20 protein-coding genes are annotated in these 23,242 nt (G+C 37.1%); 6 read left to right on the top strand and 14 right to left on the bottom strand.

All coding sequences use genetic code 11. The features are described from left to right. Positions 1-221: 221 nt before the first annotated feature. The 7 genes from ACOH2D_RS10050 to ACOH2D_RS10080 form a co-directional block, all read right to left on the bottom strand. Entirely contained in the window at positions 222-1,535 is a 1,314-nt protein-coding gene (locus tag ACOH2D_RS10050) for an ABC transporter permease (protein WP_449535144.1), read from the bottom strand. 2 nt (positions 1,536-1,537) lie between these two features. Continuing rightward, the gene (locus ACOH2D_RS10055; protein WP_348035932.1) at positions 1,538-2,464 is read right to left on the bottom strand and encodes an ABC transporter ATP-binding protein; all 927 of its coding nucleotides are present in this window, start codon (positions 2,462-2,464) and stop codon (positions 1,538-1,540) included. Between the two features lie 255 nt (positions 2,465-2,719). Next, on the bottom strand, positions 2,720-3,835 hold the full coding sequence (dnaJ, locus tag ACOH2D_RS10060; protein WP_348035933.1) for a molecular chaperone DnaJ: 1,116 nt from the start codon (positions 3,833-3,835) through the stop codon (positions 2,720-2,722). Positions 3,836-3,878: 43 nt separating this feature from the next. Beyond that, entirely contained in the window at positions 3,879-4,424 is a 546-nt protein-coding gene (locus tag ACOH2D_RS10065) for a nucleotide exchange factor GrpE (RefSeq protein ID WP_348035934.1), read from the bottom strand. A 338-nt stretch (positions 4,425-4,762) separates the two neighbouring features. Beyond that, the gene (locus ACOH2D_RS10070; protein WP_449535145.1) at positions 4,763-5,671 is read right to left on the bottom strand and encodes a TIGR01777 family oxidoreductase; all 909 of its coding nucleotides are present in this window, start codon (positions 5,669-5,671) and stop codon (positions 4,763-4,765) included. Between the two features lie 379 nt (positions 5,672-6,050). Beyond that, the gene (mnmC2, locus tag ACOH2D_RS10075) at positions 6,051-6,773 is read right to left on the bottom strand and encodes a tRNA (5-methylaminomethyl-2-thiouridine)(34)-methyltransferase MnmC2 (RefSeq protein ID WP_348036786.1); all 723 of its coding nucleotides are present in this window, start codon (positions 6,771-6,773) and stop codon (positions 6,051-6,053) included. A 3-nt stretch (positions 6,774-6,776) separates the two neighbouring features. Further along, a complete protein-coding gene (locus ACOH2D_RS10080; protein WP_449535146.1) occupies positions 6,777-7,283 on the bottom strand; it encodes a DUF4920 domain-containing protein in 507 nt (168 codons plus the stop codon). A gap of 114 nt (positions 7,284-7,397) precedes the next feature. On the opposite strand from ACOH2D_RS10080, the gene ACOH2D_RS10085 reads away from it, so the two are divergent. Next, the gene (locus ACOH2D_RS10085) at positions 7,398-8,465 is read left to right on the top strand and encodes a branched-chain amino acid aminotransferase (protein ID WP_348036782.1); all 1,068 of its coding nucleotides are present in this window, start codon (positions 7,398-7,400) and stop codon (positions 8,463-8,465) included. 84 nt (positions 8,466-8,549) lie between these two features. Here ACOH2D_RS10085 and ACOH2D_RS10090 read toward each other — a convergent pair whose 3' ends face one another. Both ACOH2D_RS10090 and ACOH2D_RS10095 read right to left on the bottom strand, forming a co-directional pair. After that, complete coding sequence (locus ACOH2D_RS10090) at positions 8,550-8,936, bottom strand: pyrophosphohydrolase domain-containing protein (RefSeq protein ID WP_348036780.1); 387 nt, start codon at positions 8,934-8,936, stop codon at positions 8,550-8,552. Positions 8,937-9,460: 524 nt separating this feature from the next. Next, complete coding sequence (locus ACOH2D_RS10095) at positions 9,461-11,512, bottom strand: dipeptidyl-peptidase 3 family protein (protein WP_348036778.1); 2,052 nt, start codon at positions 11,510-11,512, stop codon at positions 9,461-9,463. Positions 11,513-11,603: 91 nt separating this feature from the next. Between ACOH2D_RS10095 and ACOH2D_RS10100 the strand changes: the two genes are divergently transcribed. Then, positions 11,604-12,578, top strand: a complete 975-nt coding sequence (locus tag ACOH2D_RS10100; RefSeq protein WP_449535147.1) for a GyrI-like domain-containing protein — start codon at positions 11,604-11,606, stop codon at positions 12,576-12,578. Between the two features lie 587 nt (positions 12,579-13,165). Here ACOH2D_RS10100 and ACOH2D_RS10105 read toward each other — a convergent pair. Continuing rightward, complete coding sequence (locus tag ACOH2D_RS10105) at positions 13,166-13,762, bottom strand: DUF1684 domain-containing protein (RefSeq protein WP_348036774.1); 597 nt, start codon at positions 13,760-13,762, stop codon at positions 13,166-13,168. A gap of 385 nt (positions 13,763-14,147) precedes the next feature. On the opposite strand from ACOH2D_RS10105, the gene ACOH2D_RS10110 reads away from it, so the two are divergent. The 3 genes from ACOH2D_RS10110 to ACOH2D_RS10120 are packed head-to-tail and all read left to right on the top strand — an operon-like array spanning position 14,148 to position 16,854. Further along, positions 14,148-15,377 carry an MDR family MFS transporter gene (locus ACOH2D_RS10110; protein ID WP_449535148.1) on the top strand — a complete coding sequence of 410 codons (1,230 nt, stop codon included), beginning with the start codon at positions 14,148-14,150 and terminating at the stop codon, positions 15,375-15,377. Further along, positions 15,361-16,341 (top strand): YpdA family putative bacillithiol disulfide reductase, encoded by a 981-nt coding sequence (locus ACOH2D_RS10115; protein ID WP_449535149.1) that lies wholly within the window; start codon positions 15,361-15,363, stop codon positions 16,339-16,341. The genes ACOH2D_RS10110 and ACOH2D_RS10115 overlap by 17 nt, the downstream gene beginning before the upstream one ends. Positions 16,342-16,344: 3 nt before the next feature. Next, entirely contained in the window at positions 16,345-16,854 is a 510-nt protein-coding gene (locus ACOH2D_RS10120; RefSeq protein WP_348036768.1) for a hypothetical protein, read from the top strand. Positions 16,855-16,866: 12 nt separating this feature from the next. Here ACOH2D_RS10120 and ACOH2D_RS10125 read toward each other — a convergent pair whose 3' ends face one another. Continuing rightward, complete coding sequence (locus ACOH2D_RS10125) at positions 16,867-17,310, bottom strand: Lrp/AsnC family transcriptional regulator (protein WP_348036766.1); 444 nt, start codon at positions 17,308-17,310, stop codon at positions 16,867-16,869. A 118-nt stretch (positions 17,311-17,428) separates the two neighbouring features. On the opposite strand from ACOH2D_RS10125, the gene ACOH2D_RS10130 reads away from it, so the two are divergent. After that, the gene (locus ACOH2D_RS10130; protein WP_348036764.1) at positions 17,429-17,824 is read left to right on the top strand and encodes a hypothetical protein; all 396 of its coding nucleotides are present in this window, start codon (positions 17,429-17,431) and stop codon (positions 17,822-17,824) included. A 271-nt stretch (positions 17,825-18,095) separates the two neighbouring features. Here ACOH2D_RS10130 and ACOH2D_RS10135 read toward each other — a convergent pair whose 3' ends face one another. The 3 genes from ACOH2D_RS10135 to ACOH2D_RS10145 all read right to left on the bottom strand — a co-directional run bounded on the left by ACOH2D_RS10135 (position 18,096) and on the right by ACOH2D_RS10145 (position 23,141). Beyond that, positions 18,096-18,635: a sigma-70 family RNA polymerase sigma factor gene (locus ACOH2D_RS10135; RefSeq protein ID WP_449535150.1), complete on the bottom strand. Its 540-nt coding sequence runs from the start codon at positions 18,633-18,635 to the stop codon at positions 18,096-18,098. A 264-nt stretch (positions 18,636-18,899) separates the two neighbouring features. Then, a complete protein-coding gene (locus ACOH2D_RS10140) occupies positions 18,900-19,031 on the bottom strand; it encodes a hypothetical protein (protein ID WP_348036760.1) in 132 nt (43 codons plus the stop codon). 687 nt (positions 19,032-19,718) lie between these two features. Then, positions 19,719-23,141, bottom strand: a complete 3,423-nt coding sequence (locus ACOH2D_RS10145; RefSeq protein WP_449535151.1) for a methylmalonyl-CoA mutase family protein — start codon at positions 23,139-23,141, stop codon at positions 19,719-19,721. Between the last annotated feature and the right edge of the window lie 101 nt (positions 23,142-23,242).

Genomic DNA, 23,242 nt, shown 5'->3' on the forward strand with positions numbered 1-23,242 from the left:
GCTTAATGCCCATGCATTATACAAAAGGTGTTCCTTAAAATAATGTTCATAACTGAATTCACCTAAAATAATCGCTGAAGAGCGGTTTTGAAATAACTTTTATTTCGTCGTTTTATTTTAAAGTTAAGATTAAAATGACTCTTAAATGCCATCAACTATCAGCAAATTAATGAAGTTAACTTAAAGACGATGGTTTTCTAAAAACAAAAACAGAATGACAATTAATATTTCAACCATTTAAACAATTCTTTATAGGTTGGTTTTTTGCCATACATTAAAATACCCACGCGATAAATCTTAGCAGCAAACCAAACGGTAAACACAAAGGAAACTACCAATAATCCGAACGATAAAAGTTGTTGCCATATTGGAACACCAAACGGAATTCTCATTAACATGACCACTGGCGAGGTCAAAGGTATAAATGAGAATATGGTAGAAACAGTGCCATGCGGATCTTCAATAACTGTAAACACACCCACATAAATGGCCAAAACTAACGGCATGAGAATGGGCATCATAAATTGTTGTGTATCCGTTTCATTATCAACAGCAGCACCAATTGCGGCGTAGAACGAACTGTATAAAAGATAGCCACCTATGAAGAAAAACAAAAACGCAATACAAAGATTAAGAATTGGCAAATTGACAAATCCCACAATCAATTCCTGAGCGACATTTTGAGCATTTGAAGATGCCATAGCCTGATTGATCATTTCTTGTTGTGGCGTTTGCACTTGACTCATATCAATTCCAAAAATCGCTGAAACCACGAATAATAGTACACTTCCCAGGATAATCCAAATGACAAACTGAGTGACACCTGCCAACGACGTTCCAATAATTTTGCCCAGCATTAATTGAATTGGTTTTACCGAAGAAATGATGACCTCGATGATTCGACTTGTCTTTTCCTCTATAACACTACGCATAATCATATTGCCATAAATGATGATAAACATAAACAACAAGTAGCCAGCAGCCCCACCAAAAGCTAGTTTTAAATAACTATCAATTTTGGATGTTTTCTCACCATTAAAGGTTTCCTGAGCGATATCCACGGTGGTTTTTGATGCTTTTATCTGTTCGATATCTACACCCTCTTTTTGTAGTTTAAGATCTGACAATCGCTTTTCAATTCGGCGTTCCAAACTGGAGATTATAGAAACGGAAGGCGACTCGTCTGAATAAAAATTGACCGTTTCCACCAAATTAATGGTGTCAGGGCTTTTCTTAATATAAAGTAAACCAAAGTCATGTTTTGCCTTAACTAACTCTTTGGCTGTTTCCAATCCTGTGTCGTTGAGCAGCGTATAGGTAGTGTTTTCAGTGTTTTCAAACACTTCTCCTACAACACCAGTTTCATCCAGAATGGAAATTGTGCGCTTTTTGTCATTATTGACTTGAGATAAATAGGCCACAAAGGCAATCAGGGCAATCATGATTATTGGACTTAAAAAAGTCATGACAATAAAAGACCTGTTGCGCACTTTATTCAAATACTCTCTTTTGATGATAAGCGGTAAATGATTCATCTTTAGTTATTTTTTACAGTTTGAATAAAAATATCATTGACACTCGGGATCACTTCAACAAAATGATGAATTTCAGCCTTTGAAGTTAAAAAGCTCAACAGATCATTCGGCGAAGTCTCTTGAGGTAGTTTTACATTCAATTTAATATCATTATTCAAGTTTTTGAAGGTTGCAGGAAACACTTCAAATTTTTCTTCAATCAGTCGGGTGACCTCTTCCGGATTGGTCGATTGCAATCCAACCTCAAAAGTATTCGTCTTAAATTGACGCTTGATATCTGTTAACTTACCATCCAAAATTTTATTGGACTTATGGATAAGCGCAATATGGTCGCACAATTCCTCGACAGACTCCATACGATGCGTAGAGAAAATAACCGTCGCTCCTTCATCTCTTAACTGTAAAATTTCATCTTTAATCAGTGAGGCATTGATTGGGTCAAAACCAGAAAAAGGTTCATCAAAAATGAGCAATTTTGGTTTGTGAAGTACGGTTACGATAAACTGCACCTTTTGCGCTTGCCCTTTACTGAGTTCCTGAATTTTTTTATTCCACCAATCGCCAATATCCATCTTATCAAACCAATATTTGAGCCGATCTTTTGCTTCTTGTTTGGACAGGCCTTTTAACTGCGCCAAATACAAGGCCTGCTCTCCCACTTTCATGGTTTTATAAAGCCCACGTTCTTCTGGCAGATAACCAATATCACGAACATTTTCTGGCTTTAAATGTAATCCGTCCAAAAGCACCTCACCTGAATCGGGCATGGTAATTTGATTAATAATACGGATGAGTGTTGTTTTGCCTGCTCCATTCGGCCCCAGCAATCCAAAGATACTTCCTTTGGGAACTGCAATAGAGACTTCATTTAGTGCTCTAAAATCTCCAAAATTTTTGGAAACAGAATTCGCAACTAATAAGTTGTTCATAAAATAGCGTTTGATTAGTTCAGTTTAAAGAAATGTAAATATATTAAATGTTCGTGCTTAGGAATACTTATATGCTTTTATTTTAATCCTAAAACCATTAATATCTTAAGAATTCCAAAAAACAAAATGTCCTAAAAAACAAAACCCACCCTTAATAAATCAAGGATGGGAAAAAATTGCTATGAAAAAGAAAAATATCACTAAAATAAATTAGTGATATTCAAATATAGTAATATTTATCAATTTACCTCTTTCTTAGGAAAACATATCTTTTACTTTCTCAAAAAACGACTTATCAGAACTCTCTGGTTTTGGTTGAAAGTGTTCGTCATTCCTATTATTTTCAAAGAAGTCCTTTTGGTCTTTACTCAAGGTTTTTGGCGTCCATACATTAATATGAACCAACAAATCTCCTTTTCCATAACCATTGATACTAGGAATCCCCTTACCTCTCAATCGTAGGATTTTGCCCGACTGTACACCGGATTCTATCTTAATACGCACCTTGCCGGTAACCGTATCAATTTCTTGACTTGTACCCAAAACAGCATCAGGCAAACTTACATATAAATCATAATGCAAGTTATCGCCTTCACGTTTTAGCGTACTGTGTTCTTCTTCTTGAATGGCTACCAATAAGTCTCCCGAAATTCCATTTCCTGGTGCTTCGTTTCCTTTTCCAGACACTTTTAACTGCATGCCATCCACCACTCCCGGAGGAATTTTTACAGAAACGGTTTCTTCTTGAAGAACCAATCCTTGAGCATCCGCATCAGCTGGCCTTTTGTCAATCATCTCTCCTGCACCACCACATGTTGGACACGGAGAAGAGGTTTGCATGCGGCCTAAAATTGTATTCGCAATTCGGGTCACTTGGCCCGAGCCATTACAACCTGAACAGGTTTTATAAGTGGTACCTGAAGCCTGAACTTTACGTTTAACTTTTAATTTTTTCTCAACACCATTGGCGATTTCCTCTAAGGTCAAACTAATTCTGATCCTTAAATTACTGCCTTTGACACGACGTTGCTGCTGACCGCCAAATCCACCTCCAAAACCAGAGAATCCACCGCCACCAAAAATATCGCCAAACTGACTGAAAATGTCATCCATATTCATGCCACCACCGTTGAAGCCACCGCCGCCGCCTTGGAATGCCTGATGACCAAATTGGTCATAACGTGCCTTCTTATCTGCATCACTCAACACCTCATAAGCTTCAGCTGCTTTCTTGAACTTTTCTTCAGCCTCCTTATTATCAGGATTTTTATCAGGATGGTACTTTATGGCCTTTTTCCGATATGCTTTTTTAATTTCAGTTGCCGAAGCATTTTTGTCAACTTTTAATATGTCGTAATAATCTTCCTTCATTGTATGATATTTCTAATCTATTCCTAAAGAATCACTCGTGTGTTTAAAATCCTGTAATTACTTTAGGGTAACGAATCACTTTATCGCCCAATTTATAGCCTTTTTCAATGATATCAACAATCTTGCCTTTCAAATCATCAGACGCTGCAGCAATTTGGGTAATGGCTTCATGCTCATCCGCACTGAAAACATCACCTATTTCAACAACAACTTCTTCAAGTCCCTTATTATTAAGCGTGCTCTTGAATTTATTGCGAATTAGCTCAACGCCTGTCAAAAGTTCATTTTCTTGAGTTTTTGAAATTTCAGCAATGGCTCTGTCAAAATCATCTAAAACTGGTAAAAGTGACAGAATTACCTCTTGACCTGCAGTTCTGAACAACTCTATACGCTCTTTCGTAGTGCGCTTTTTATAATTTTCGAATTCTGCAAACAGTCTCAAAAACTTATCTTTTTCTTTTGCCAATTCCTCTTTCAACTGTTCTTCAACGCTTACCTCTTCTGTTTGAGGAGCCTCATTTAAAGTCTCTTCAACGTTTGTTTCAACGTCTTCAATTTTATCTTTTTTGCCCATAATATTGAACTTCATTTTTATCTTCTTTGTGAATTTGCAAAAGTACTGCCATTATTGAAAAATTGTCAAAATGTCACAACATATTTTTTTCGGCTATTCCAGGCGTTTATATATTGAATTTAACTGATAACAAATTCAACAGGCCTAAATGTCATCTCAAATGCATCTGTTCTCAGATAACAAGGACATGAAAAACCGATTTAAATATGCTTTTTAATGGTGCGCTGAACATATCTCCGATAAAGTAATTAAGGTGTAAAGTTGGAATAGAGTTTAATCCGTTGAAAAATTCATCTTATTGGTCGCGAATTCTGTCTAAATAAATTGTCCAAAGATCATTATTTCAAATGCCCTTATTTGAGAATGGCTTCTAACGCAGGTTGCACATTGGAGTAGGCAAAGTCAAAACCCGTAGCTTCAATTTTCTTTGAGCATACGCGTTGACTTTCATATAATAGAATGTACATGTCACCCAAAACTAGCTTCATAACAAACTCAGGAATATTTGGTAAGAACAAAGGTTTATGCAGCGTTTTTGCGATAACTTTTGTAAGTTCTGAATTGCTGACAGGATTTGGTGCCACACCATTATAAACACCGTCCAATTCATTTTGAATAATATGAACAAAAATTTTAGACAGATCGTAAACATGAATCCACGATTGCCATTGTTCTCCAGAACCAAAAGCTGCTCCCAGTCCTAATTTTATGGGCTTTACCATTTGAGGCAAGGCACCTTCATTCGTGTCTAACACCAAGCCTATTCTCACTTTTGAAACAAAAAGACCTAATTCTGAAAACTTATCTACTGCACTTTCCCACGCTGCTGACACTTCGCCCAAAAAAGTTGGAGATATTATCGAGAAGGATTCGTCATAATATTTAGTAAAAGAATCTGGGTAAATACCAATAGCACTGGCTGAAAGAATATGTTTGACATGATGGTTTTTCACACGAGACAAGCCTTTTTTCAAGCAACTAAGCGATTGAATCCGGCTTTCCAAAATCACTTTTTTATAACTCTTGTTCCACCGTTTGGCAATGGTTGCACCAGCTAAGTTAATAATGGCATCCACGTCTTCAAAACACTTGTCATCTATAATATCCTGTTTAGGATCCCAGTAAAAACCTTTAAAATTAGGTTCAGATTTAATTTTTTCTTTTGAAGTCGTCAAATAATGAACTGAAATATCCTCTTCATGACATCTTTTCACAATCTCCTTTCCTATTAAACCTGTTGCTCCTGTAATTAAAATTTTCATCTATTTCTGCGCTTTTTATAAAGTTAACGAATGAACACTTGAATGCTGACCACTTTAATTAAGGTTTAACAGAATTAACAAATAATTAGAATTATAAGAAAGTTTCAGAAAACAAAATGTCTTTATAAAGATGGGTATTCGATTTACTTATTCTATAAACACTCTGTTGCACGAAGTACTTAACTCAAAACTTCAGCGAATGCGATGAATATTTGGTTCGTAAACTAGCGAAATGCTAAGAGCCTTTGGTCATTGAATCATTTGGCTCGTCCCTCGCCGAATGCTAAGAGCCTTTGGTCATTGAATCATTTGGCTCGTGCCTCGCCGAATGCTAAGAGCCTTTTGTCAAAGCCGCATTTGGCTCGTCCCTCGCCGAATGCTAAGAGCCTTTTCGGGCTCTTAGCATTTCACGTTTTCCGGGTGGGCCAGGTAGTTTTTCGACGTTGAAACCAACGGCTTGCATCGCGCGACGCACACTTCCTTTAGCGGCATACGTGACCAAAACGCCCTTTTCCTTTAAGGCGTCAAACATAATCTGAAAAATAGATTCCGTCCAAAGTTCTGGCTGTACGCGCGCGCCAAAAGCATCGAAATAAATCAAATCAAATTGATTTGTATCCGTGATGTCTTTGAATAATTTTTGTTGTTTCTGAAGACTAAAATAAGGGGTCAATCGTGTGTCATTCTCCCAAGCAATGTTGTGCATTGCCTTAAAATGTGCGTTTTTTCCTGACACTTCAAGCTGTTCAGTATAATTTAATGCAGCCATTTCATCTGGCGAAATCGGGAATGCTTCTACCCCCACGTAACGAACATCTATTTGATGCTCATCGGCCTGCAACAAGGTCAAAAAAGCATTAAGTCCGGTGCCAAAGCCTATTTCTAAAATTGAAAGTTTCCGGGATGAATTAGCAGAAGTTTCTGTCGTATCTATACTTTCTTGTGAAGTATTTTGTATGTCAAAGCAAAAAAGCAAACCCTGTTTAATATACACATGGTTTGCTTCCTGTATAGCGCCGTGAACCGAATGATACTGTTCATTCCATTCTTCAATCTGGATGGTTTTAGAACCATCGGCGGTGGTAATTATTTTGCGTTGCAAGAATTATTCGTCTTTCAATAATACACCTTTTGCCTCAAAGGAAAAAGTTCTTTTTGGCGCAGTGATGGCTGCAATTTCATCGGCCGACTTGCCAGCATCTTCTGCATAATGGCGTAATTCATCAACCGGAACTTCATTTACAAAAGCCAATCCGTTAAGAACAACTTCTTTTCCGGCAATATCTTTTGGCATGAAAAAACCGTAATCTTTAAATTTCACCAGCACTTGCTCACCATCTTCAAGATTAAGTTTCATCCAGCAGCCTTTATTCTGACACACCTCATCTACCTTACCAATCATTTTAGCATTTATGGTATCTCCAATGCGCATTGCTTTGTACGCTTCAGCCATATCTGATGTTGATTTTGCAGCATCAGCCGTAATTTCTTCACCAATAGAAGTGTAATTCACAACTGCCTTTTCTATATCTTGATCTTCTGCTTTTTTTTCTTCAGTTTTACAAGCCATAACGAACAACATAATTCCAAAAACAACAAGAATTTTCTTCATAATAGTTTGATTTTTATATTTTAGTGAAGCAAATATAACTTTTATTTAAAACAAAGTTTAGATTTTTTATACTGCAAGAAATAACTAAATTTGCACCATCAAACAAAATTTAAAATGACAAAACAGACTTCACACGAAATCGATATCGTAAAATCAGATACTTCTAAAATTAACGCCGTTGATTTTGACAATCTGATATTTGGCAGAATTTTCACGGACCATATGTTTATATGTGATTTTGAGAATAACGAATGGCAAACGCCAAAAATCACGCCTTACCAAGCTATGACCATGGATCCGTCTGCACGGGTATTTCATTATGGACAAGCTGTTTTTGAAGGCATGAAAGCCTATAAAGATGATAACGGAAAAGTCTGGCTTTTTAGACCTGAAGACAATTTCAACCGTATTAATAAGTCGGCAGAACGCTTGGCAATGCCAGCATTTCCTAAGGACTACTTCTTTGAAGGGTTGACCAAATTACTAGAATTGGACAATGCGTGGATTAAACCAGGAAAGGGCAACTCTCTTTATATCAGACCTTTTATAATTGCAACCGATTCTGCAATATCAGCCTCTCCTTCAGCCAATTACCGATTCATGATCATTTGCTCACCAGCACGAGCTTACTATACCGACAAAATACAGGTTTTAGTTGCTGAACAATTCAGTAGATCTGCCAATGGTGGGGTTGGTTTTGCAAAAGCAGCCGGTAACTATGCCGCTCAGTTTTACCCTACGAGTTTGGCACAAAAAAGGGGCTTTCAACAAGTCATCTGGACAGATGCAGACACGCATGAAAAATTGGAAGAAGCAGGTACAATGAACGTATTCTTTAGAATCAATGATACGTTAATTACCGCTCCTATTAGTGATCGTATTTTAGATGGTGTGACCAGAAAAAGCCTTATTCAATTAGCGGAAGACAACAACATCAAAGTGGACGTCAGACCAATTACGGTTAGTGAAATCAAGGAAGCATCAAAAAACGGTACTTTAAAAGAAATTTTTGGAGCAGGAACTGCTGCTGTAATTAGTCCTATTTCAGCATTTGAACATAGAGAAGAATTATTCAAACTGCCAAATATCGAAAATTCATATGCAGATACTTTAAAAGATAAGATGCTTGACATTCAACACAATTTAGCTGAGGATAAACACGGCTGGAGATACGAAGCGTAAGACTAGCAAAAAACAATTTTTAAAATTCCAAATTCCAATAGTTTACACTTTGGAATTTGGGAGTTTTTATTTGGTACTTCTATTTTAAGAAATCAGAATTTTCGAAATATCTGGCATGAAATAATTAGGACCTTTAAGTACTTTTCCGTCTTCACGATAAATAGGTTCGCCATCCTCTCCCAATTTACTCATATTGCTCTTTTGGATTTCGTCAAAAACCTCTTCAATTTTATGCTGCATGCCGTGTTCAATGATGGTACCACATAAAATATAAAGCATATCGCCTAAAGCATCGGCCACCTCAACTAAATCGTTAGCATTAGCTGCCTCTAAATACTCCTCATTTTCCTCTCTCATTAATTTGTAGCGGAGCATATTTTTATCCGTTCCCAAATCGGCTTTTGGCGTTTCTCTGTAACCGATTTTAAACGCTTCATGGAAGGCTTTAACGGCCTCAATTTTTTTTTTCATAATGACAAGTTTGTATGTTGTTGTTTATTTTAAAAGTTGAAAGACCAATTCGCAAATCGAGCATCATATCCATGACCAAGGTGCATTTTTACAATAAGGACGTACAGATTCTAAAAGGTTTCATTAATTTCGCATAAAAATAGCTATATGTTATCAAATGGTCAATTGATTTTCGGGATTTCGTTTGCAATCGTATTTATCGGAGTAATGATTTATGCCTACCGGAAAGACTTAAAACTTCACAGAAAATACTATAAAGGAAGCATCTGGATTCTTGTTGCATTTATCGCCTTTATTTTGATGATTACGTTAGCAAAGTCATTTCTTTCCTGATTTTTCATCTTTTTTAGATGACATTTTAAAACAATCACGATGTTTTCAAAAATAAGATCATGATTGTTCTCATCGCGCATATCGTAATGCTTATTATTAATGTTCTACTACTCATCTTTGCTATCCATAAAAACAAAAAGCAGGACGTTTAGAACATCCTGCTTTTTGCATCAATGAAGATTATTGAGGGTTTATTTTTCTGTTCTCAAAAAGTTATACGCTTTACCATAATCTAACATCTGTCCTTTATAGGATTCTGGCTGTGTTACTTTTATTGCCGTAATCTCACCTTTATCATCCATTTCTGGCACTAAAACAGGATTTACGAAACCGCTGTAAGGGGCGTCCGGAAACTGTTCATTTCTTTTCAAGATTTCTTTATGCAATTCTTGATCTACTTTAACACCATAAGTTTCCACCAACTTCTCCACAGCTTTATAATCGCCTTCTGATTTGATACGTTGGGTTTCACGTAACAATTGACCGAAAAGATCATGTAGCTTTTCGTAATCGTTGATGTTGTAATAGGTCTTTCCATTGCGCGTAATTTTTTCAATCACATTGTCTTTCTTTCCTTTTTCAAAAACCCAAGCACTGACCCACATTCTATTTCTCATATGCGCCTGTACAACATCATCTCCTAAATTCAATCGAATTAATTGAGTCATTAACCCATTGCGGATATAGCGATCATAAGCAGCCATGCCGGTTTTTTTCCAATCCTCTACCAACCCAAGTTCCTGAAGTTTTGGATTGTATAAATAATACAGTCCAACCAAATCAGCACGTCCTTCTTCTAAGGTTGAGGCATAATTTTTAAGCGTTTCTTTGGTTTCTCCAACGCCAGGATTCAACTGTCCTGATGCGTGACCAATGACTTCATGCAAAGCCGTATGCAACTTATCTGCTTGCTGACCATAATTTATCTCAAGTTCCAATTCTTCTTGATCATTAACAAATTCCTGCACTCTACCAGTACTTCCTGCATTATTATAGGCCTCAATAATATTTCCTAGAGAAACGGATTTACTTCCCACCTCAGCACGAATCCAGTTGGCATTTGGTAAGTTCACTCCAATCGGCGTGCTTGGAGAGGCATCACCTGCCTCACCAGCAACATTGACCACCTTATAAGTGACACCAACCACATTTTTCTTTTTGTGTTCGTCCATTAATGGCGAATTATCCTCAAACCATTGTGCGTTATCTGACAGAACTTTCATTTTTTGCGACATGTCAAAATCATTGATTTGAACAATGCTTTCATAAGATCCTCTATAGCCTACTGGATCATTATACACTTCAATAAAACCATTGATATAATCCACATTTCCGGCTGTAGCAGCAGTCCATGCAACGTTATAATCATCCCAGGTTTGCAAATCGCCTGTTTTATAATACTGAATCAATAAGCCTAATGCATCGCCTTGCGCCTTGTTTTCAGCAACACCTTGAGCCAACTTCAACCATTTTGTAATTTCATCAATGGCAGCGCCATATAATCCGCCAGATTTGTAAACCAATTCTTTTAAAACTCCATTTTCCTTTACCAATTTAGAGTTCAATCCAAAAGACAGAGGTCTATGAGGATTTGGGGATTTTTTGTTTTTGTAGAATTTCTCTACATCAGCAGTCGTCACCTCTGGTCCATAAAAATTCACTGCAGATAGGGCCACATTATCAACGCCTTTGGACTGATCTACTTTCCTCATATCCTTATCATTAAAAATGACATCAAAAGCTTCTCCTTCCAACTGCGCATTTGTTTCAGCTAACAGTGATTTTAAATAATCCTGTGAAAAATCCGCCTTTAATTTATCGTTTGAATAATGATGATGAATACCACTGCTAAACCAAACACGTTTTAAATAGTTTTCAAACGCTTTCCAATCTTCTGAAGATTTATCACCCGTATAGTTGGTATAGACGGTTTCTAATGCTTTCCTGATCTCGAGATTATGACGGTAATTTTGATCCCACATAATATCACGACCAGCCAATCCAGCTTGAGTTAGGTAGTACACTAATTTTTGCTCTTTCAAGGTTAGATTTTCCCAACCCGGAATTTGGTAACGTAGAATTTTAATGTCTGCAAATTGCTCTACGGTATAATCAAATGCCGCGGCATCTTTCTTAGTCTCAACAGTATCTGACGTTGAGTCGTTGTTTGTTTTGGATTCGTTTTTGCAAGAAAAAGCTAAGCTCATTGCCAGCGCGATCCCGAATATCGTTTTTAAGTTCATCAGTTGAATTTTAAATATTTATACTACAAATGTAATATTTATTAGGATACTATAAAATTGTCTATATTTGATGAACTCTACAAAACCCACCATGAAATTTTTTAAATACCTTCTATTTCTATTGCTCATTGCCTTCATTGGAATGGCTATTTATGTTGCCGTTCAACCCAACGATTTTGAAGTCTCAGAAACCACTACTATAAATGCTCCAAAAGCCGTAATTTTCGAAATTGTTTCCGATAGCACCGATATGGATTGGTCTTCGTTTTGGAAAGCATCAGAAACACTACAGAAATCAGTATTCAAATCTAACGACTCCATCAATCAGATCTTTACGAGTAATCGCATTAAAAACTCAGAATTGAAATGGGTTTTCGTCTCTAATGCTGATGGTTCCACGACCGTAACAAGAACGCTTGATGCAGATAAGTTATCGTTCATGACCAAAGCGAAATTTGCTTTATTTGGCGATAACAAAGATCATCTTTCAGAACAGTTTAAAACCGATCTAGTAAGTCTCGACAAAAAAGTAGCCGTAAGTATGTCTGCCTATACTATAAAAGTAGAGGGTATTACAGACTATGGCGGCGGGTTTTATATGTACAATACCATTTCTTCAACGAGTAACAATATGATTGCGACAATGACGAAACAACATCATGAACTCATCTCATTTATGAATGTTCATCATGTAACCGCCAGCGGCATGCCGTTTACCATTTTCATAGAAATGGATGCAGAAACTGGCAATGTCATCATGAGTAACGCCATTCCCATCCGAGAAAGAGTGATTGTTGCCGAAGACAGCAATATTCTTTGTGGTTATATGGAGCGAACCAAAGCTCTTAAAGTGACTTTACAGGGAAATTATACCAATTTAAAAGAAGCTTGGGCAACGGCCAGAAAATATTTAAAAGATAACAATTTGGAAGCTTCAGAAATGAGCCCATTTGAGGTTTACAAAAACGATGCTACAACTATTCCAAATCCTGCCCATTGGATGACCGATATTTACATTCCTATTGTAGAAAAAATTGAAACTGTAGAAAACACGGAAACTTTCTAAAATAATTCCTATAAGTTTTTGTTCGCGGTGGATTTGGTAAATAGCTGATTATATTGTTTCACAGAGTCGCACGGAGAAAACACAGAGTTGCACAGAGAATATATTTAAAATACCGATATAATAGAGCGTGAAAATTTCCCGCAGTTAGCGCGGATTTCCGCAGATATTAAAAGCTCACAATCTAGAACGATCTTTCTGAAAACTGAGACTGCGACTGCCTGCCCGTCCGTAGCTTCAGCGAAGGCGGGAAGACTGCCAACTGAGGACTGAAGACCGCAAAGTTTCCCGCAGATAGCGCAAATTTCCGCAGACGTTACAAGCTCACAATAAAGAACGATCTTTCTGAAAACTGAGACTGCAACTGCCTGCCCGTCAGGAGCTTAAACGAAGGCGGGAAGACTGCCAACTGAGGACTGAAGACCGCAAAGTTTGCCGCAGATAGCGCAAATTTCCGCAGACGTTACAAGCTCACAATAAATAACGATCTTTCTGAAAACTGAGACTGAGACTGAGACTGTCTGCCCGTCGGTAGCTTCAGCGAAGGCGGTAAGACTGCCAACTGAGGACTAAAAAGTGAAGACTGCCAACTAAAAAGCCTTCACTCCCGCTCTAACCTCAACATCGATATAATTTTCACGAGGTACAATCGGACAAGAGTACTTCTCATTATAGGCACAATACGGATTATAGGCGGTATTAAAATCGATAGTCATCGAGTTTCCTTCAGGGATTTTTAAATCAATATAACGTCCACCACCATAGCTTTCGTCACCATTGGTATCATCTAAAAAAGGCAGGAACAAGTAATCCTCAAAACCTTCTTCGTTCATCAAATCCAAATCGCGATAGACATTCAATTGAAAGGATTCTCCCTTTAAATTAAAAGTGACTTCGCCATATTTCACATATTCTGGAAGTCTATCGGTAGTGGTCTTCATTTTGAATGGTTTTTCATCAGGTGTACTTCTAAAAGCTGCCTGAACCACATATGCCGAATCCACTTTAAAAAAGTCCAGTGCTTTAAAATCCCTTCTGTCCTTCTTTTTTAAAGGCGATTTTGAAGCGTCCTTAAATTCTGAATTTAAATTTCTTTGAAATTCTGTTTCACCTTGCAAACGCTCTTTGGGCTGATTACAACCTAGCAATAAAAATATTCCGAAAAAAAGTGAGTAAATTGTTTTCATGTGTTTATACTTATGGATTTTCAATGGTCACTTTCAGTTCTCAATTAATCATCTCATTGTGAGATTAAATTTTGAAATGCACATTACCTGAAAAATAACTAAATAACAAAAATACAACTTAAACCATTTTTCCCTAATTTTGATCAACAATTATAAATAATGCTCCATATTATCAGTTCATACAGGCAAAATAAGAACTCCTTCTTGAGAGATCGGACTTGTTATGTGCTATGATAATATGAATACATATTAAAGAATATAAAAGGTCCAACATTAACGTCGGACCTTTTTGTTTTAAAAAGAGTGTGTTTATTTATAAATAATCATACTTAATCAATTTGATTAAAGTGAAAATCTCAATTTACAACATTGGAAGTTACCAGAAATGAAAATAATATTTAATAAATACCTTGGTACATTTGGAGGTCTTTCACGAGAAGTCTGGTGGCTTGCCACGATCACGCTTATCAATAGATCAGGCACTATGGTCATTCCATTTTTGTCCTTGTATCTTACTTCCGATTTGCATTTTTCTTTAGATGAAGTCGCGTGGATCATGACGGTTTTCGGCTTTGGTTCTTTGGCCGGTTCCTGGATTGGCGGAAAACTCACCGATACTATTGGGTATTATAAAGTCATGGTTATGAGCTTGATTTTGAGTGGTGCATTATTTATTAGTATGCAGTTTTTGGAAACGTTCAATGCTATTTGTATCGGGATTTTTATATTAATGACGGTAGCCGATATGTTCGGACCTGCCATGTTTGTTGCTTTAAACACCTATAGTAAACCAGAAAACAAAACACGAAGTTTGACCTTGATCCGATTGGCAATTAACCTCGGATTTTCAGTAGGCCCCGCTATTGGCGGAATAATCATTGTTACCTTGGACTATGGCGGGTTATTTTTGATAGATGGACTTACCTGTATTAGTGCTGGTATCGTATTGCTGAATGTATTGCATCCAAAAAAATCTAAAGCCATTGACACTGAAATAAATCCGAATCCGAAATCGGCCTACAGCGACAAATCTTTTATTATTTTTCTTGTCGCCATGGTCATATTTGGAGTCGTTTTTCTACAATTTATTTCAACGCTTCCGTATTTTTATAAAAAAGAAATTAGGCTTTCTGAATTTGAGATTGGAATGCTGATGGCTTTGAACGGGCTTTTAATATTCATTTTTGAAATGCCACTCATCAAATGGATAGAAACCAAATCATACACCAAAATTGGATTAATGATTTTTGGACTTCTCCTGACAAGTGTCAGTTTTCTATTGTTAGTCATTAATCCATGGTTGGGATTTATAGTGATTAGTATGATTTTATTGACTTTTGGCGAAATGATTGTGTTTCCTTTTTCAAACGCCTTTGCTTTAATTCGGGCAAAACGAGGACTAAAAGGAGAATATATGGCGCTTTATAGCATTGCCTTTTCCATTTCGCATATTTTTGCACATAACTTAGGATTTCATTTGATTGAAAACCTAGGATTTCATAAAACCTGGGGCATTATGAGTATTTTAGGTCTTATAGGCTTAGCTCTATTAATCTATCTTAAAAGCTACATGAACCGCACCACACAAACCGTACAACATGTCAAAAACATATAGAGTTTTAATTATTGGAGCAGGCCCAATTGGAATTGCCTGTGCCTTAGAATGCAAAAAAAGGAATTGGGATTATCTCGTTCTTGAAAAGGGAGCATTGACCAATTCCTTATTTAATTACCCAAAAAACATGACTTTTTTTTCAACGTCTGAAAAGCTTGAAATTAATGACATTCCTTTTATCAGCAATAACCCAAAACCCAATAGAGATGAAGCGCTCGAGTATTACAGACGTGTCGCCACTTCAAATCAGTTGAATATTCATATGTATGAAGAAGTTGAAACTGTAATCAAAGTAGATGATTACTTTATAATCACGTCTTCAAAAACGAAATATTATGCCGACAAGGTAATCATTGCCTCAGGATTTTATGACATCCCAAATCTATTACAGGTTCCTGGAGAAGATTTGCCGAAAGTGACCCATTATTATAACGAAGCGCATCCTTATGCCATGCAGCATTTGGTTGTGGTTGGCGCAAGCAATTCGGCAGTTGATGCGGCGCTCGAAATTTGGCGTAAAGGCGGAAAAGTCACTATGGTCATCAGAGGTTCAGAAATTGGCGATCGTGTGAAATATTGGGTAAGACCAGATATTATTAACAGGATTGCAGAAGGAAGTATTACCGCGTATTACAAATCAGAAATAGTAAAAATCACGACAAAAGACATTACCATTGCAACATCAAACGGCGAAAAGACCTTTGCCAACGATTTTGTTGTGGCATTGACCGGCTATCAACCTAATTTTAAATTCCTCACCGAAGCTGGAATCAACCTCTCCAAAGATGCCGCTTGCCTCCCTCAATATGATCCAAATACTATGGAAACCAATATTTCTGGATTATATTTGGCTGGCGTAATTTGTGGCGGCATGGAAACCCATAAATGGTTTATTGAAAACTCGAGAATTCATGCTAAAGTAATCACAGAACATATTGAAAATTTAGACCTTCAAAAAGATTAAATTATGGAGCAATGGGAAAAACTGCCTGTATTTCAAAAGGCAAGAGAAATTATGGATCTTGTAGGTTCCATCATAGACTCCGTTGAAAAAACCGACATCGAATTTAACGACCCCATCGAAGCCGAAATGATTCAACATAATCTCAAATACATGGGCATTAACGCTTCAACAATTCCTGCAAAAATTGCCGGTGCTTCCTCTGAAGATATGCTCTATGACATTAGAATGGAAAATGCGGCCATTATTAGAAAAGCGGCAAGAGAGTTAATCACTGATGCGCGAGGTTTACAAATGCACGGCTATCCAGATACAGAATATTTGGATCTCTTAAGAAACGAAGTCGAAGAGTTCAGAATATTATTTGCTGAATGGGTAAAGACCTTTGATTGCTGGAACTACATCATCGACCGTTGGGGACTTTTTAATCCGCCAGGTGTAAATTATGACGATGAGGATCCTGATGACGACATCCCATTCAACTTTGATGATTTTGATGGCTTTGATGACCTTTAAAATCAAATCCTCTTATTTTATTGGCTTAACTTCGTTGTATTTTATAACATGAGACAATACGATCTGCGTTTTAGTCTCGCCATAAACAATAAGCTGATCTATAAAGCTCTCTAAATGTTTTTGGTTTTTAAGCGCCACTTCCATCACAATGTTCTCGTTACCAGTTATTCGGTAGCAATTCAACACCTCTTCATAGGTTTTTACCTTTTCAAGAAATGGTTTCAGCATACCCATAAACGCTCTTAGTGTGATAATGGCCTTAAGTTGATACCCTGCTTCAAACGGAGATACGAAAGCATGATACCCTTGGATAATTCCAGCGTCTTCCATCTTTTTTATACGTTCAGAAACCGCTGGAGAACTGATTCCCACCTGTCTACCAATTGCGGCGTTCGACTGACGCGCATTATTCTGTAAACACTTTAAAATCTTCCAGTTAAGTGAATCAATACTCATTCTAAAGAAATTTAACTTAATTGCTTTAATAGTTAAAGCAAATATAGTCTTTTACTTTAATAACGATTATAACAGGTCTGATTTTGTCACTAAATTTGATAAATCACTATTAAGAATCATGTTGTACCCAATCCCATCTCACCTATCTGATTTGCCTATTTATAAAAAGGCGATGGAAATTATTATACTTTCCAGAAGCATTTCCACCTATTTAAATCAGGATTTATCCTATTTAAAACCTGATGGTTCGGAAGATGCACATATTTATTTTTCTGGAGATATTATACAACAATCCACTTCCTTGGCTCCTGAAATAGTCAATGCTGAAATAGAGCGTCATACCGATAAAAAATATAAACATATTGCTTCTTTGGAGCGATTGACCACCATGCTCTATAAAAATTGCAAACGCTTGGAACAAAGCCACAGTAATGGCAGAGAATATCTTCCAATATTAAGAAGAGAATTGCGCAAGTTTAGAAGATTGCAGCATACCTGGATGATGACCTTATAGCGCGACAAAATTCAAAAAGACAAATACAAAATTACAATTACGAAACTCCTTTCAGCCGACGAACATTCTGACGAAGTTTTTAAAACAGAATGAAAGTCCGCTGCATTCGTAAAATTTTTATACTGAAAATTTATAACAGTATACTCAGGGAACAAATAGATTTGTGGAAATTAGTGTAATTCGTGTCAAAAATATTTAGAAGCTGAAGCATGCAGTTTTAACTGAATTTCAGACCAACAAATATCTTTTCGAATAAAGCCAATACTACAGATTAATGGCAGACTTTGCAGTCCTCTCTTTCTTGTAATTCACCCACCAAATAGCCATGGTCATTGATTTTAAAATCGCAACAATCCACAAAACCTTGTGCAATGAGTTTTCTGGCACGTTGAATTTGAGATTTAACAGTCGACAAAGGCAATTGCAATTGTTCAGAAATTTCCGCTTGTTTTAAACCTTGAATATCAAATAAAACTAAAGGTTTTCTATATTTTTTTGGCAAGGCTTTTATAATACCATGCAAACAATCTTCTCGTGTATGTTCGGGATTGGCTTCTTTATCGGCAACAGTATCTTCAGTGATGGCATAGCTCAAACTATTACTTCTAAAATAATCCATAACTGAATAACGTGCGATAGAAAATACCCAGGCTTTTAATTTATCTATATCCTTTAAGGTTTCCAATTTGGTATGAACCTTAATAAAAGTTTCTTGCAGTAAATCATCCGCCACGGCTTCATCCTTCACCTTTGTAAAAATAAAGTACTTAACGTCAGCCGCATATAATTCCCAAACCTTTTTAGTTTTCATAAAAGTGCATTAAAAAAAGAGTCTACTTTAGTATAAAACTACTAAAATAGACTCTCATTATTAACATTTTAAACAAAGCTTAACAGTTGCAATTGGCACATGTACAGTTTTCACAGGTACAAGCAGCACAATTTCCTTTTTGGCAGCTAGTGCAGGTGCAGGTGCATTCTTTATCTTTCATAATCTATAAATTTTAAGGTTCATCTAATAGACGTGAAAAGATTCAAAAAGATGCATTTTTTTGAAACTATTTCGATTAAAAAATCAATCGAAATCTTTAAGGCCTTCAATTTGACTTTCTGCCAAATGATATTTTTCTGATTTGATGGTGTAAAGCAACCAATCAAAATAATTTTGCGATCTTCTTGTGAAATTGTAGCGTAGAGTAGTTTCCATAATTGAATTATTATATAGGTTATACATTAGAAAGTAAATCGTGACTACCTAAAATTAGGGTCGAAAATCCAAAGCAACATCATTTTTTAATATAAATTAGTTGTTTTACACATTTAACTGCCTCATAAGCATTGCTTTACAAAAATCGACGATAAAACGTAAAGACTTTAAACACAAAAAACCCTGAACTGTTTAAATTCAGGGTTTTGGGTGTTTAGAATAAAACTTGCTTTTTAGATCTGTTTAGATGGCTTTGAAGCGAGATGTTGAGATCTCTCGACAAGTTGTGATAAGCGACTCACACACATTTCCCTAAAAGTAAATTCAGATAAATAAAACATTGAACTTGCTCGAAGAGATCCCTCCACAGGCTCGGGATAAGCGACTCGCACACATTTCCCGAAAAGTAAATTCAGACAAATAAAATATTGAACTTGACTGAAAAGATCCCTCGACAGGCTCGGGATAAGCGACTCACACGCCTTTCCCGAAAAGGAAATTCAGACAAATAAAATATTGAACTTGACTGAAAAGATCTCTCGACAGGCTCGGGATAAGCGACTCACGCATTTCCCGAAAAGGAGATCCACATAAATTACAGATTGAACTTGACTGAAAAGATCCCTCGACAGGCTCGGGATAAGCGACTCACACAAGTTTCGCGCAAAGCGAAACTTGGTTCGCTGCTTACATATTTCTTCTGTACTGTCCTCCTACTTCAAATAAGGATTCCGTAATTTGACCCAAGGAAGCTACTTTACAGACTTCCATCAAGGCTTCAAAAATATTCTCATTATGAATGGCTTTGTGTTGCAATTCTGTTAACATGGCTTCAATATGATTTCCTTTATGAAGGTTTTCAAGGGTTTTGATTTGCAATTGCTTTTCTTCTTCAGTGGCGCGGATGACTTCCTTCGGAATAACCGTCGGCGACCCTTGACTGCTTAAAAAGGTATTCACACCGATTATAGGAAATTCTCCATTATGTTTCAAGGTCTCATAATACAAGCTTTCTTCCTGAATTTTGCTGCGTTGGTACATGGTTTCCATGGCTCCAAGAACGCCACCTCTTTCGGTAATTCGATCAAATTCCAATAAAACAGCTTCTTCAACTAAATCGGTCAATTCTTCAATAATAAATGAGCCTTGAATAGGGTTTTCGTTCTTCGCTAAACCTAACTCCTTATTGATAATCAACTGAATGGCCATAGCTCGACGTACAGATTCTTCCGTTGGCGTGGTAATGGCTTCATCATATGCATTTGTATGTAACGAATTACAGTTATCATAAATAGCGTATAAGGCCTGAAGCGTGGTACGAATGTCGTTAAAATCAATCTCCTGAGCATGTAAACTACGTCCAGAAGTTTGAATGTGATATTTTAACATTTGTGCCCTTGGATCAGCGGCATATTTATTTTTCATCGCTTTTGCCCATATTTTACGGGCAACGCGACCAATTACAGCGTATTCTGGATCGATCCCGTTGGAGAAAAAGAAAGAGAGGTTAGGTCCAAATTTATTGATGTCCATACCTCTACTTAAATAATATTCCACATAAGTAAATCCGTTGGATAAGGTCAAGGCCAATTGCGTGATGGGATTCGCGCCTGCTTCTGCAATATGATATCCAGAAATAGATACCGAATAGAAGTTGCGCACATTATTCTCAATAAAATATTCCTGCACGTCGCCCATCAATCGTAAGGCAAATTCCGTAGAAAAAATACAAGTGTTTTGAGCCTGGTCTTCCTTTAAAATATCCGCTTGAACGGTACCACGCACTTGGGCAATCGTTTTAACTTTGATTTCTTGGTAAATGTCATTTGGCAATACCTGATCGCCCGTAACACCCAAAAGCATCAATCCCAAGCCGTCATTTGTTTCTGGTAATTCACCATTATAGATTGGCCGATCTACACCTTTCTCTTTGTAGATTTTGGCAATTTTAGCCTCAACCTCCTTTTCAAGTCCGTTTTCTTTAATATAAAATTCACATTGCTGATCGATCGCGGCATTCATAAAAAAGCCCAACAACATTGGCGCAGGGCCATTAATCGTCATACTGACCGAAGTCATCGGATGCGACAGATTAAATCCAGAATACAATTTTTTGGCATCATCCAAACAACAAATGCTTACCCCCGCATTTCCGATTTTACCGTAAATATCAGGTCGCAAATCTGGATCATTTCCGTAAAGCGTAACACTGTCAAAAGCCGTTGACAAACGTTTGGCAGGTAAACCCATACTCACATAATGAAAACGTCTGTTGGTCCTTTCTGGTCCGCCTTCTCCAGCAAACATACGTGCTGGATCTTCTCCCATTCTTTTAAAAGGATATAATCCTGAGGTAAAAGGAAATTCGCCAGGCACATTTTCCTGAAGAATCCATCTTAAAATATCGCCCCAAGCTTGATATTTTGGAAGTGCTACTTTCGGGATTTGTAAATGTGAAAGCGACTCAGTGTGTGTTTCAATTTTTATTTCCTTATCGCGTACTTTAAACGAATAGATAGGATTTTTGTAAGTATTGACCTTTTCATCCCAACCCGTAATAACCTCCCAATTATAAGGGTCGAGATTCAATTTGACCCGGTCAAATTCGGCCACCAATAATTTTATAAAATCTTTATTCTCTGAGCTTGTCGAACTTACAGAATTATCATCAATTCCCGCTTTATCCAATTCCGGAGCATGTCCAATAACCGATTCGATTGTTTTATAAATACCAAAGAGTTTTTGCGCCACTTCCACTTGCTCATTGGCTGTTTTGTCATACGCGCGATTGCTTTCTGCAATCTCTGATAGATATCTCGTTCTTGCTGGTGGAATCACAAAAATCTTCTCGCTCATTTCTTCAGAAATGGTATAAGAAGAATTTAAATCGGCATGCGTTTTTTCAACAATTTTATCCATAATCGCTTTGTAGAGCGTGTTCATTCCTGGATCATTAAATTGCGAAGCGATCGTGCCGTAAACGGGTAAATCCTTTTGGTCAACATCCCATAACAGATGATTACGCACATATTGTTTTTTAACATCGCGCAAAGCATCCAAAGAACCGCGTTTATCAAATTTGTTGATGGCCACCAAATCTGCAAAATCGAGCATATCAATCTTTTCCAACTGCGTGGCTGCACCAAATTCAGGTGTCATGACGTATAAGGACACATCAGAATGCTCAATGATTTCAGTATCTGATTGACCGATTCCTGAAGTTTCTAAAATGATTAAATCATATTTAGCGGCTTTCAGCACCTCTGTAGCCTCATGTACATATTTTGACAATGCTAAATTAGCTTGTCGCGTTGCCAAACTACGCATATAAACACGTGAGTTGTTGATGGAGTTCATACGGATACGGTCGCCCAATAAAGCGCCGCCTGTTTTTCGTTTGGAAGGATCCACAGAAACCAAGGCCACTGTTTTTTCAGGAAAATCGATTAAAAACCGACGTACCAATTCATCCACCAAAGATGATTTTCCCGCACCACCCGTTCCAGTAATTCCGAGAACTGGTGTTTTTGAGGTTTTATTGATATCGTGAATTTTATCTAAGGTCACCTTTGCAACTTCCGGAAAGTTTTCGGCTGAAGAAATAATCCGTGCGATCGCTCTTGGATTTTTACTCTCCAACTCCTCCAATTCGCCATTAAGCACATCGCCAATGGCGTAATCTGAAGTTTGCACCAAATCATTGATCATCCCTTGCAAACCAAGCGCTCTTCCATCATCCGGAGAATAAATCCTCGTAATCCCATAATCCATCAATTCTTTGATTTCTTCGGGAAGAATCACACCGCCTCCACCACCAAAAATTTTGATATGTCCAGCACCTTTTTCCTTCAATAGATCATGCATATATTTAAAATACTCGTTATGCCCACCTTGATATGAGGTGAGAGCAATAGCATTGGCATCTTCTTGAATGGCGGTATTGACCACTTCTTCAACACTTCGATCATGGCCTAAATGAATGACCTCAACTCCTGTTGACTGGATGATGCGGCGCATGATGTTAATGGCGGCATCGTGCCCGTCAAAAAGGGAAGCAGCAGTTACGATCCTAACTTTATGTTTTGGCTTATATGGTGTTGTTTGTATCATTGGTAAAATTTGAATTTATACTTCTGGCAAATTTACAGATTTTATAAAGGAAGTACACCACTATAAGGAATAGTTTAAATTTCAAAATCCTTCGAAACAAC

It is taken from the genome of Gelidibacter sp. (assembly GCF_053579655.1).

Excerpts from the sequence above, each read along its gene's own strand:
- ACOH2D_RS10050 (WP_449535144.1), bottom strand. The coding sequence starts at position 1,535 with ATGAATCATTTACCGCTTATCATCAAAAGAGAGTATTTGAATAAAGTG.
- ACOH2D_RS10055 (WP_348035932.1), bottom strand. The coding sequence starts at position 2,464 with ATGAACAACTTATTAGTTGCGAATTCTGTTTCCAAAAATTTTGGAGAT.
- dnaJ (WP_348035933.1), bottom strand. The coding sequence starts at position 3,835 with ATGAAGGAAGATTATTACGACATATTAAAAGTTGACAAAAATGCTTCG.
- ACOH2D_RS10065 (WP_348035934.1), bottom strand. The coding sequence starts at position 4,424 with ATGAAGTTCAATATTATGGGCAAAAAAGATAAAATTGAAGACGTTGAA.
- ACOH2D_RS10070 (WP_449535145.1), bottom strand. The coding sequence starts at position 5,671 with ATGAAAATTTTAATTACAGGAGCAACAGGTTTAATAGGAAAGGAGATT.
- ACOH2D_RS10080 (WP_449535146.1), bottom strand. The coding sequence starts at position 7,283 with ATGAAGAAAATTCTTGTTGTTTTTGGAATTATGTTGTTCGTTATGGCT.
- ACOH2D_RS10085 (WP_348036782.1), top strand. The coding sequence starts at position 7,398 with ATGACAAAACAGACTTCACACGAAATCGATATCGTAAAATCAGATACT.
- ACOH2D_RS10090 (WP_348036780.1), bottom strand. The coding sequence starts at position 8,936 with ATGAAAAAAAAAATTGAGGCCGTTAAAGCCTTCCATGAAGCGTTTAAA.
- ACOH2D_RS10095 (WP_348036778.1), bottom strand. The coding sequence starts at position 11,512 with ATGAACTTAAAAACGATATTCGGGATCGCGCTGGCAATGAGCTTAGCT.
- ACOH2D_RS10100 (WP_449535147.1), top strand. The coding sequence starts at position 11,604 with ATGAAATTTTTTAAATACCTTCTATTTCTATTGCTCATTGCCTTCATT.
- ACOH2D_RS10105 (WP_348036774.1), bottom strand. The coding sequence starts at position 13,762 with ATGAAAACAATTTACTCACTTTTTTTCGGAATATTTTTATTGCTAGGT.
- ACOH2D_RS10110 (WP_449535148.1), top strand. The coding sequence starts at position 14,148 with ATGAAAATAATATTTAATAAATACCTTGGTACATTTGGAGGTCTTTCA.
- ACOH2D_RS10115 (WP_449535149.1), top strand. The coding sequence starts at position 15,361 with ATGTCAAAAACATATAGAGTTTTAATTATTGGAGCAGGCCCAATTGGA.
- ACOH2D_RS10120 (WP_348036768.1), top strand. The coding sequence starts at position 16,345 with ATGGAGCAATGGGAAAAACTGCCTGTATTTCAAAAGGCAAGAGAAATT.
- ACOH2D_RS10125 (WP_348036766.1), bottom strand. The coding sequence starts at position 17,310 with ATGAGTATTGATTCACTTAACTGGAAGATTTTAAAGTGTTTACAGAAT.
- ACOH2D_RS10130 (WP_348036764.1), top strand. The coding sequence starts at position 17,429 with ATGTTGTACCCAATCCCATCTCACCTATCTGATTTGCCTATTTATAAA.
- ACOH2D_RS10135 (WP_449535150.1), bottom strand. The coding sequence starts at position 18,635 with ATGAAAACTAAAAAGGTTTGGGAATTATATGCGGCTGACGTTAAGTAC.
- ACOH2D_RS10140 (WP_348036760.1), bottom strand. The coding sequence starts at position 19,031 with ATGGAAACTACTCTACGCTACAATTTCACAAGAAGATCGCAAAATTAT.
- ACOH2D_RS10145 (WP_449535151.1), bottom strand. The coding sequence starts at position 23,141 with ATGATACAAACAACACCATATAAGCCAAAACATAAAGTTAGGATCGTA.